Genomic DNA, 10250 nt, shown 5'->3' with positions numbered 1-10250 from the left:
GCCCGCCGGGTTCGGGAAGCGGTCCGGGGAAACGGTCCGGCCGAAAGGCCGGAACCGCGCCCCGGGCCGACTTTCACCGACCCCCAAAGGACCGCTGGTAGTGGCCTTCGTTGATCCGAAGAAGGCTGTCGGTCGTGCCGCCGAGTCGCTCCTCATCGCCCTCAACACCGCAGGACTGAAGATCGTGGGACGAACCTTGCGGGCCTGGTGTGCCCCAGCCGTCGGCATGAGCGGACCCGTGGTCCGGACCGCGAGTGACGTCCTGAGGGGACTCCAACGCGGCGCATTGCAGGGCGGGCGGCCCGCAAGCATGGAGCGGCCAGTGCGCCCGTTCGAGTGGTGGGTTGGCGTGCCGTGGCCTGGATGGGGCCATCCTGTCGGCATGGGCATTGACCGTGGACGTGCAGCCGGACTTGATACTCCGTCCGGTCTGGTGCTCTCGCGGGTTCGCCTCCTGCCGGCGGGGTGGCTGCTGTTGCTCTGACCACGCAGCCGCGCACCTCCGGCGGGGAACAGTACGATCTGGCCGGGCTCGGCTGGCCGCTGTGGGACTGCGTCCTGGGCCGTGCCCCCGGTAGGCCGTCTGTTTCGGCGCTGCCACCCGCCGCATCGTGCGGATCGTGCGCCTCAACGGCGCCCAGAACGCCGTCGAGAAGGAGTTGTGCGACTTGGGCGTCGGTATCCCGGTGCCTGGTTCCCTCTCGTCGATGGTGGAGGGGAGCGCCCGGTGGCGCTGTGCGGCGAGCCCCCGATGGAGAGTAATGGGAGCTTTGGGCTGCTTGGCCGGCCACGCTGGCTGCGTTGATCACGATTGTGTCGGGAGCCCGTGGGCGTAGAGATCGTGTGAGTGGATCTTTGAGCGATTCCGTTGTGGCCGCCGGTTGAATTTGACGGTGTCGGGATGGGGGTTGACTGAGCGGTTCAAGGTGTCGCGGGACACGGTGGCGAAGGCGGCCTGGGGGCTGAGCAGTTCGGAGAGTCCGCGGACACCCGCCGTTTATGGGCGGCCTGAGGCAGCGGCGTGTTCGGCGCGGCGGGCCACGGCGCGCAGGACCTCGATCCTGATGTAGGCCGCCCCGCCGAGCTGGATGAGCAGCCAGTAGGCACGGAAGGCACGTCGGGCACGGGCATCGGTGGAGTGCACCCGGGTCTCGAACGACAACAGCGAGCCGTCGGCATCGGGGACGACGCGCAGGCTCAGGGCGGCTTTGGCCCAGCCCGGCTCGTCGAACGCGAGGAACGCCGCGACGTCCCCCGGAGGGATGGGGGCGGGCTGGGGGTGGGTCTTCCAGAACCGGGCGACCATGCCCTTGACCAGTTCCTCGCTGTCCACGGTGACCAGGGTGGGCGTGGGGAAACTGTCGATGAACGGCCCCTCGACCCGGCCCCGGCGCCCCAGGCGCAGCCGCATCAGCATCCGGTAGACGGGCAGTTCCCCGGCGGTGACCTCGGTCAGTGCCCGCCATACGGTCGCAGGGTCCGCCGCGATCCGCCGGGCGAAGCGGGAGCGGAGGTCGTAGGTGGGAAGCAGGCGGTCGAGTTCCATCGCATCGCTCCGGAGAGATCGGGCCCGGTAGCCACTGCGCACCCGGTCCGTGCGGCGGCCGGGACGGTTTCGGTGACCAGGCCCCCGGACGCGCGCCCGGGTTTCGGCAGATGTCTGTTAGGACGGGTCGTCACGACACCCGCGCGGCCACCGCACCCTTCGGTCGGCACAGCGGAGCTGGGCCCTTCTGGACCGCGCCGGGCTCTCAGGACTTCAAGGCCATCCCGTTGCCCCTGGGACACGCCAGTTCGCTCTGGGGGTATTCACCGCCGAAAGCTTCCTGACTGCTCTGTTTCGGCTCTGCGGCCGCGGCGGAGCCGGTCACTGCCGGGAGAACAGCGGCGAAGGCGGTCGGCAGGCCGATCGTGCGTGATGCTCGGACCATGGGGTCGAACCCTTCTGTGGGAGTCCTCAAGGACACCAAGATCGTGAAGGGTGGGGGGCCGATCCGACGTACGAATCGCCGCACACCGCCTACGTTCAAGCGTCTGCCTCGGCCGGAGGTCTCGCACTACACGGTCTTGCCTCCGGCGCGGAGCCGCTTCTGATCGAGCACGTGCCGGCCCCGGTCGTCGGCGTACGCGCCCACCATCCGCAGCCCGCTCTGTTGGCGACCTCCAGGATGCGTTGCAGGGGGACAGTCGGAGTAGGTCAGAAACAGGCAAGAGGCGCGGTGCCGCGATTGAGCGCCGAGGCAAACCCGAAGGGGCTGGGGGATGGCGTTGAAGCCCTGGGCTGTTCCCGCTGGCTATCCATCTGCGCTGGCGGATCGAGGTCTGGCTCGGCCTCGGGCACGAGGGGAAGGTGCTGGGCGAGGACTACGGCGGCAGCGCCTCGGACTGGCAGACCGTCGGATGGTGCACGCGCCGGGACGATGCCCGCCTGGTCGCTCACGTACGCCGCGCACCGCGGCCGCTGCGCCCGTGCCGACGTCGTGGAGTACGGGAGTGACAACGGCGTCGCCTCCCTCGCCACGCAGCTGGCCTCTCTCACTCGCTACCGGGCAGGCGACTGACTGACCAGGCCGGTCATCGCTGACCACTGTGGACGGAGGGCCGCCGCGTGCCTCAGGAGGTCGGCTTGCGGCTGCGGAGCGTCGCGCTCGAAAACGCCCCCGTAGCCCGGCGTACCAGAGCACCCAGAAGGCCCCCATGTGCCATTCTCCGGGATTTTGCCGCTGTGTAGGCAGGGGGGATTGACTGGCGGGCCGATCGGCCGGGAGAGGGGCGCTTGGGTACCTTCTTGCCCCAGGTTCGAGTGGGGCCTTGGGTATCGTGGAAAGCGTCTCGTCGCCTTCCCGGTGCCGGGATCTGCGGGCCCCAAGGGTCTTCTTTGGCCTGCCCGCGACACGTTTTCCGTCCAGCGATCCGACCGCTCTCGCGCCGTGGCGCGCGGGGGCGTGGTTTGCTGTGCCCGAAAAGAGAGCATTGTGACTAGTTCTGGCACTCACGCCGCCTCCGATATCTCCGGTGCCGAGCAGAACGGCCGTGCCGGGTCTGCCGCGTATGACGCCACCGCGATCACCGTCCTGGACGGGCTCGATGCCGTACGCAAGCGGCCCGGCATGTACATCGGCTCCACGGGGGAGCGGGGTCTGCACCATCTGGTGCAGGAGATCGTGGACAACTCCGTCGACGAGGCGCTGGCCGGGGTGGCCGACCGGATCGATGTGACGATCCTGGCCGACGGCGGCGTGCGGGTGACCGACAACGGGCGCGGCATCCCGGTGGGTATGCACCCGGTGGAGAAGAGGCCGGCCGTGGAAGTCGTACTGACGGTGCTGCACGCGGGCGGCAAGTTCGGGGGCGGCGGATACGCGGTCTCCGGCGGTCTGCACGGTGTGGGTCTGTCGGTGGTCAATGCGCTCTCGACCAGGCTGTCGGCACAGATCTGGACCGACGGCTACCGGTGGACCCAGGAGTACAAGGACGGGGCGCCGACCGCGCCGCTGGCCCGCCACGAGGCCACCGCGCAGACGGGCACGTCCCTGACGTTCTGGGCGGACGGCGGCATCTTCGAGACCACCGAGTACTCCTTCGAGACGCTGGCCCGGCGGTTCCAGGAGATGGCCTTCCTCAACCGGGGACTGACTCTGTCTCTCACCGATGAGCGTGCCTCCGCCCGCGCGACGGCCGCGGCTGACGAAGCGGGTCCGGACACCCCCGGGGAGCAGGCGGCGAAGACGGTCTCCTACCGCTACGACGGCGGCATCACCGACTTCGTCGCCTACCTCAATGCCCGCAAGGGGGAGCCGGTCCACCCCTCCGTCGTCTCCATCGCCGCCGAGGACACCGAGCGGCTGCTGTCGGTGGAGGTCGCGATGCAGTGGAACAGTCAGTTCGCCGACAGCGTCTACTCCTACGCCAACACCATCCACACCCACGAGGGCGGCACCCACGAGGAGGGCTTCCGCACGGCGCTGACCACGGTCGTCAACCGGTACGCGCGTGAGAAGAAGCTGCTGCGGGAGAAGGACGGCAACCTCACGGGTGAGGACATCCGCGAGGGTCTGACGGCGATCATCTCGGTGAAGCTGGGTGAGCCGCAGTTCGAGGGCCAGACCAAGACCAAGCTGGGCAACAGCGAGGCCAGGACGTTCGTACAGAAGGTCGTGCACGAGCATCTGACGGACTGGTTCGAGAGCACCCCCAACGAGGCGGCCGACATCGTCCGCAAGGCGACCCAGGCGGCCACCGCCCGGCTGGCAGCTCGCAAGGCACGGGACCTGACCCGCCGCAAGGGCCTGCTGGAGTCAGCGGCCCTGCCGGGGAAGCTGTCCGACTGCCAGTCCAACGATCCGACGAAGAGTGAGATCTTCATCGTCGAGGGCGACTCGGCCGGCGGCTCGGCCAAGTCCGGCCGCAACCCGCAGTACCAGGCGATCCTTCCCATCCGCGGCAAGATCCTCAACGTCGAGAAGGCCCGTATCGACAAGATCCTGCACAACCAGGAGGTCCAGTCGATGATCTCCGCGTTCGGCACGGGCGTGCACGAGGACTTCGACATCGAGAAGCTCCGCTACCACAAGATCATTCTGATGGCGGACGCCGACGTCGACGGCCAGCACATCAACACCCTGCTGCTGACCTTCCTGTTCCGCTTCATGCGGCCGCTGATCGAGCACGGGCACGTCTACCTCTCCCGCCCGCCCCTGTACAAAATCAAGTGGAGCCGGGACCACGTGGAGTACGCCTACTCCGAGCGCGAACGCGGCGTCCTGCTGGAACGGGGCCGGCAGGACGGCCGCCGGGTCAAGGACGACTCCGTCCAGCGGTTCAAGGGCCTGGGCGAGATGAACGCCGAGGAGCTGCGCATTACGACCATGGACCAGGAGCACCGTGTCCTGGGCCAGGTCACCCTCGACGACGCGGCCGTCGCCGATGCCCTCTTCTCCGTCCTGATGGGAGAGGACGTCGAGGCCCGGCGCTCCTTCATCCAGCGCAACGCCAAAGACGTGCGCTTCCTCGACATCTGACGAGCCGGCTCCTGGCCGCCCATGCGCCCAGGCCGCATCCGCGGCCTGGGCGACCCGCCCTTGCCCGTCCGTAGCTGAAGAGAGCACTGCGTGAGCACGTTCCCCCTCCCGTCCACCGGCAGCCCCGTCCAGGACGGCTCCGACTACACCGCGCGGCACCTGATGGTCCTCGAAGGACTCGAGGCCGTGCGCAAGCGCCCCGGCATGTACATCGGCTCCAGCGACAGCCGCGGCCTGATGCACTGCCTGTGGGAGATCATCGACAACGCCGTCGACGAGGCTCTGGCCGGCGCCTGCGACCGCATCGAAGTCATCCTCCACGGCGACGGGTCGGTGCAGGTGAGCGACAACGGCCGCGGCATCCCCGTGGACACCGAACCCCGCACCGGCCTGTCCGGCGTCGAGATCGCCTACACCAAACTCCACGCCGGCGGAAAGTTCGGCGGCGGCTCCTACGCCGCCTCCGGCGGTCTGCACGGCGTCGGCGCCTCGGTGGTCAACGCCCTCTCCGCCCGGCTCGACATCGAGGTCGACCGCTACGGACACACCCACGCCATCAGCTTCCGCCACGGCATCCCCGGCACCTACACCGCCCCCGGACCCGATGCCCCCTTCACCCCTGCTCAGGGCCTGCGCCGAACGGCCAGGATTCCCGCGTCGCGTACGGGCACGCGCGTGCGCTACTGGGCCGACCGCCAGATCTTCCTCAGGCGAGCCATGCTCTCGTTGGACACGCTGCACCAGCGCGCTCGCCAGACCGCGTTCCTGGTGCCCGGGTTGACCATCGTCGTCCGCGACGAGTACGGCCTCGGCGCAGACGGCAGCAAGGGCGAAGAGGCCTTCCGCTTCGACGGCGGCATCAGCGAGTTCTGCGCGTATCTGGCCGACGACAGAGGCATCTGCGACGTCCTGCGCTTCAGCGGGCAGGGCAGCTTCAAGGAAACCGTCCCGGTGCTCGACGAGCACGGGCAGATGACGCCCACCGAGGTCACCCGGGAACTCGGCATCGACGTCGCGATGCGCTGGGGCACCGGCTACGACACCACCGTCAGATCGTTCGTCAACATCATCGCCACCCCCAAGGGCGGCACCCACGTCACCGGCTTCGAGCAGGCAGTAGCCAAGACGATGAACGAGGTACTGCGGGCCAAGAAGCTGCTGCGCGCCGCCGAGGACGACATCACCAAGGACGATGCCCTGGAAGGTCTCACGGCCATCGTGACCGCGCGCCTGGCCGAGCCGCAGTTCGAGGGCCAGACCAAGGAGATCCTCGGCACCTCGGCGGCCCGCCGCATCGTGCACACCGTCGTGGCCAAGGAACTCAAGGCATTCCTGACCTCCGCCCAGCGCGACGCCGCCCAGCAGGCCCGCGCCGTCATGAACAAGGCCGTAGCCGCGGCCCGTACGCGTATCGCCGCCCGTCAGCACAAGGACGCCCAGCGCCGCAAGACCGCCCTGGAGTCCTCCTCGCTGCCCGCCAAGCTCGCCGACTGCCGCAGCGACGACGTCGAGCGCAGCGAACTGTTCATCGTCGAGGGCGACTCCGCACTGGGCACCGCCAAGCTGGCGCGCAACTCCGGGTTCCAGGCGCTGCTGCCGATCCGCGGCAAGATCCTCAACGTCCAGAAGGCCTCGGTGACCGACATGCTCAAGAACGCCGAGTGCGGCGCGATCATCCAGGTCATAGGGGCCGGGTCCGGCCGGACCTTCGACCTCGGCCAGGCCCGCTACGGCAAGATCATCATGATGACCGACGCCGACGTGGACGGCTCCCACATCCGCACCCTGCTGCTGACCCTGTTCCACCGTTACATGCGGCCCATGGTCGAGGCCGGCCGGGTCTTCACCGCGGTGCCACCGCTCCACCGCATCGAGCTCGTCCAGCCCAGGCAAGGCCAGGACAAGTACGTCTATACCTACTCCGACCGCGAACTGCGCGACACACTCACGGAGTTCCGAAGCACGGGAGTGCGGTACAAGGACTCCATCCAGCGCTACAAGGGCCTCGGCGAGATGGACGCCGACCAGCTGGCGGGGACAACAATGGACCCGCGGCGCCGCACCCTGCGCCGCATCAACCTCATCGACCTGGAAGCCGCCGAGCAGGTCTTCGACCTCCTGATGGGCAACGACGTCGCGCCCCGCAAGGCGTTCATCTCACGCTCCGCCGCGGGACTCGACCGCTCCCGGCTCGACCTCTGAGCCACCGCCGCATCCGCGCCTCGGTGCCGGCTGGATGACGGGGCGTCGTGGTGGTCGGCGGCAGCGACGTCACTGTCCAGGCCATCGCGGGTACCACCCCGCACGTGGAAGATCTGGCCTTGATGGTCGTGGACCGGCTCCAGGCCGCCCCCACGGCCCGTCTGCCGCTGTCCGGCGACCGCCTGCCGGAGGCCTCGCAGGTCCAGCCCACCGTCGCGCGCACACTGCACGTTCCCGTACTGGCCATCGTGGACAGCACCGACCCCGCGCTCCTGGCCCTCCTGGACGCCGACGTCCTGCTGACGCGCACCCCGACCACCGACCCCGCACCCGGCCAAGGTCCAGGTGAGCGTCGCGGAGCGCGACTTCGGCACCATCAGCTCGGCCTGCCTGCAACCCGACCTGCTGCACGCCCGCTTCCTCCACGTCCCCCAGGGCCCTGGAGGGGAACTGGCCGAAGCGGCGCTGCCTTACGCCTCCGGCGCCTTCGTCTGGGAGCTGTCAGTCGGGTCCTGCTGGTGACGGGCGGGCCGGGGTTCCTGTCCACGGCCACTGGGGACCGTGCTCCGGCCCGGACTGGGCCGGACGGCCCGTCTTGGCGGGGTGCCGGCCGCGCGCCCCACTGCGGGTGGGAACCGGAACCGAACCGCTGTGTACTGGGAGTTGAGCTGCGATGTACCGCACGAACGGCAGCAAGAAGGACCCTCCGCAACGCGGGGACGGCGACACCCAGGACGGCGGCCAGGACGACACCGGCAACGGCCACCGAGACGAAGACCCCGGCCTTCCCGACGACGACTGACGTGGGCGCTGCCGAAGTGGACCCATCCGTGCTGCGCCGTGCCTGCGCGGACGAGCTCGGCGAGCGGTCCGGATACTTCGACGACGGCCGCCAGAGGCTGTACGAGGCATACCTTGCGGTGCCGCGTGAGCACTTCGTGCCCGAGCGGGTGTGGTGGCACAAACGGGTGGACGGCTTCTACCCGGTCCTGGACCGATCCGAGCGGCCCCGGCAGTGGCTCCGGGCCGTCTACCGGCCGCACGCCGCCCTGATCACACAGATCGCCGACGGCGCCGTACGCATCGATGACGGCCCCGCCACAAGCGGCGAGTTCACCTCATCCATCTCCTGCTCCTCGGTGGTCGTGGAGATGCTGCACCACCTCAACCCCCGGTCCGGTGACCGCGTACTGGAGATCGGCACCGGCACCGGCTACAGCGCGGCCCTGACCGCACACCGCATAGGCGCCCGGAACCTGGTCACCATCGAGACACAGAAGGACATCGCGGCCCGCGCCGAGGAGCAGCTCGCCGCCCTGGGCTACGGAGCCATCACGGTGGTACGCGCGGACGGCGAGCAGGGGTGGCAGGACCGGGCACCCTACGACCTGCTGTCTCGACCGCAGCCGTCCAGCAGACCCCGCTCGCCTGGCTGCAGCAAGTCCGGCCCGGCGGCCTGATCCTCGCCCCCCTGGCATCCCCCATGTGCCGCGGCGACGTCCTGGCGTGGGCGCGACCAGACGAATACGGCGGCGCGGAAGGCGGCCTGATCGAAGAGGTCTACTTCATGAAGCTGCGCCAGCAGCGCGCACCGCGGCCCTGGACCGAACCGGGGTGGCCGGCCTGGAGTGACTGGCGATTCACCATCACCCCCGACGGCAGGCAGAAACTGCACACCATTCCCTGACCGCAGGGCCCTTCCTCCCAGACATCCGGTAGAAGAGCGATGCGCGCCTTGGCGCGGGCTCGCCAACCAGCGCCCGCTCGCTGTGCTCACCGCGGTCGCCCGTCTGGAGGCGGCCGGAGAGGCGGCGAGGATCCGCGCGGTCGGCGCCGCCCAGCAGCGCGGCAGCTCCTGGGCCCAGATCGGCACTGCGCTCGGCATCAGCGAGCAGGCCGCCCATCAGCGCCTTGCCCGGCCTGTCGTGGCCCTGAAGACCGTCGATCCCGCACACTTCGTGTGCGCGGGTGAGGGGAAGACCCGTGCCGAGGTGTCATTCGGCCTGTCCCTCGATTCGCAGCCAGAACGGTAAGCACCCGCGGGTACGGGCAGTTGCTGCCGCACACCTCGCGCGGCACTCGGGGCGCAAGGAGGCCGATCGTGTTCGCCGTCTGTGTAGTTGCCGATCGGCGCGTAAGGAGCTCAGAGTTGGGCTTGAAGCTGCCGCAGCGGCAGCCTCTACCGTCCTGAGCAGGGCCGGAGTTTCCGGCCCGGTGAGGCACACGTGGGGGAGGCGGCGATGGCCTGGCCGATCGCGGAGGTCGCCCGGATGTCGGGTGTGACGGCCCGGACGCTGCGGCACTACGACGAGATCGGCCTGCTGCCGCCGGCCTGGATCGGGGCCAACGGCCACCGCTATTACGAGGAGCGGCAGTTGCTGCGGCTGCAGCAGATCCTCGTGCTGCGGGCGCTGGGCCTGGGACTGCCCGACATCGGCCGGATCCTGGCCGCGCAGGTCGATGAACTGGAGGCCCTGCGGGGCCATCACCGTCGGCTGCTCGCCGAGCGCGACCGGCTGGATGCCCTGGCCGGCACCGTCTTTCGCACGATCACCGAACTGGAACGGTCCAGGAAGGACGGCACAGACATGATCAACATCAGCCGGCCGGAGAACCTGTTCGAGGGCATCCGGCCTGCCCAGTGCATGAAGGTCCTGCGCGGTTTCCCGGAACTGGTCGACGCCGTCGAGCGGCACACCTTGGCGTTGAGCGAGGCCGAGCGCGAGGCCGACGAGCGCGAGCGCACGGCACAGATGATCCGGCTGGCGGAACTGCTGGCCACCGGCCTGCCCGCTGACGCCGACGCGGTGCAGGCCGAGATCGACACCCAGTACCGGACACTGGCCCGGAGCCGGGCAGCCACCGCCGAGGAGTACCGCGCGATCGGGCGTTGCTGTGTGGAGAACGAACACTGGCGCGCGGTGTACGAGGCGATCGCACCGGGCCTGGCCGCCTACCAACGGGCCGCCATCGAGGCGTACGCCGCAACTCGGCTGCGCTGATCCGGGACCGGGCCGCCGCCACGGG

Annotated in this window: 10 protein-coding genes; 9 read left to right on the top strand and 1 reads right to left on the bottom strand. The window is 69.5% G+C overall.

The genetic code is table 11. The features are described from left to right. Positions 1-997: 997 nt before the first annotated feature. Positions 998-1546 (bottom strand): hypothetical protein, encoded by a 549-nt coding sequence (locus tag AC4IJH_RS42430; protein WP_490857391.1) that lies wholly within the window; start codon positions 1544-1546, stop codon positions 998-1000. Positions 1547-2420: 874 nt separating this feature from the next. On the opposite strand from AC4IJH_RS42430, the gene AC4IJH_RS42425 reads away from it, so the two are divergent. The 9 genes from AC4IJH_RS42425 (at position 2421) to AC4IJH_RS42385 (ending at position 10225) form a co-directional block, all read left to right on the top strand. After that, on the top strand, positions 2421-2561 hold the full coding sequence (locus AC4IJH_RS42425; RefSeq protein ID WP_490857390.1) for a hypothetical protein: 141 nt from the start codon (positions 2421-2423) through the stop codon (positions 2559-2561). A 414-nt stretch (positions 2562-2975) separates the two neighbouring features. Further along, positions 2976-5021, top strand: a complete 2046-nt coding sequence (gene gyrB, locus AC4IJH_RS42420) for a DNA topoisomerase (ATP-hydrolyzing) subunit B (RefSeq protein ID WP_490857389.1) — start codon at positions 2976-2978, stop codon at positions 5019-5021. 90 nt (positions 5022-5111) lie between these two features. Beyond that, positions 5112-7223 carry a DNA gyrase/topoisomerase IV subunit B gene (locus tag AC4IJH_RS42415; RefSeq protein ID WP_490857388.1) on the top strand — a complete coding sequence of 704 codons (2112 nt, stop codon included), beginning with the start codon at positions 5112-5114 and terminating at the stop codon, positions 7221-7223. Between the two features lie 345 nt (positions 7224-7568). Next, on the top strand, positions 7569-7745 hold the full coding sequence (locus tag AC4IJH_RS42410) for a hypothetical protein (protein ID WP_490857387.1): 177 nt from the start codon (positions 7569-7571) through the stop codon (positions 7743-7745). Positions 7746-7896: 151 nt separating this feature from the next. Next, complete coding sequence (locus AC4IJH_RS42405) at positions 7897-8025, top strand: hypothetical protein (protein ID WP_490857386.1); 129 nt, start codon at positions 7897-7899, stop codon at positions 8023-8025. Position 8026: 1 nt separating this feature from the next. Continuing rightward, entirely contained in the window at positions 8027-8683 is a 657-nt protein-coding gene (locus AC4IJH_RS42400; RefSeq protein WP_490857385.1) for a methyltransferase domain-containing protein, read from the top strand. Positions 8684-8706: 23 nt separating this feature from the next. After that, entirely contained in the window at positions 8707-8910 is a 204-nt protein-coding gene (locus AC4IJH_RS42395; protein ID WP_490857384.1) for a hypothetical protein, read from the top strand. A gap of 82 nt (positions 8911-8992) precedes the next feature. After that, positions 8993-9256 carry a hypothetical protein gene (locus AC4IJH_RS42390; RefSeq protein ID WP_490857383.1) on the top strand — a complete coding sequence of 88 codons (264 nt, stop codon included), beginning with the start codon at positions 8993-8995 and terminating at the stop codon, positions 9254-9256. Between the two features lie 207 nt (positions 9257-9463). Continuing rightward, on the top strand, positions 9464-10225 hold the full coding sequence (locus AC4IJH_RS42385) for a MerR family transcriptional regulator (protein WP_490857382.1): 762 nt from the start codon (positions 9464-9466) through the stop codon (positions 10223-10225). Positions 10226-10250: the final 25 nt, after the last annotated feature.

The sequence above is a fragment of the Streptomyces sp. UF-297 genome (genome assembly GCF_058245575.1).
The sequence above is the reverse complement of the archived record's forward strand: the minus strand, read 5'-3'. Positions and strand labels throughout refer to the sequence as shown.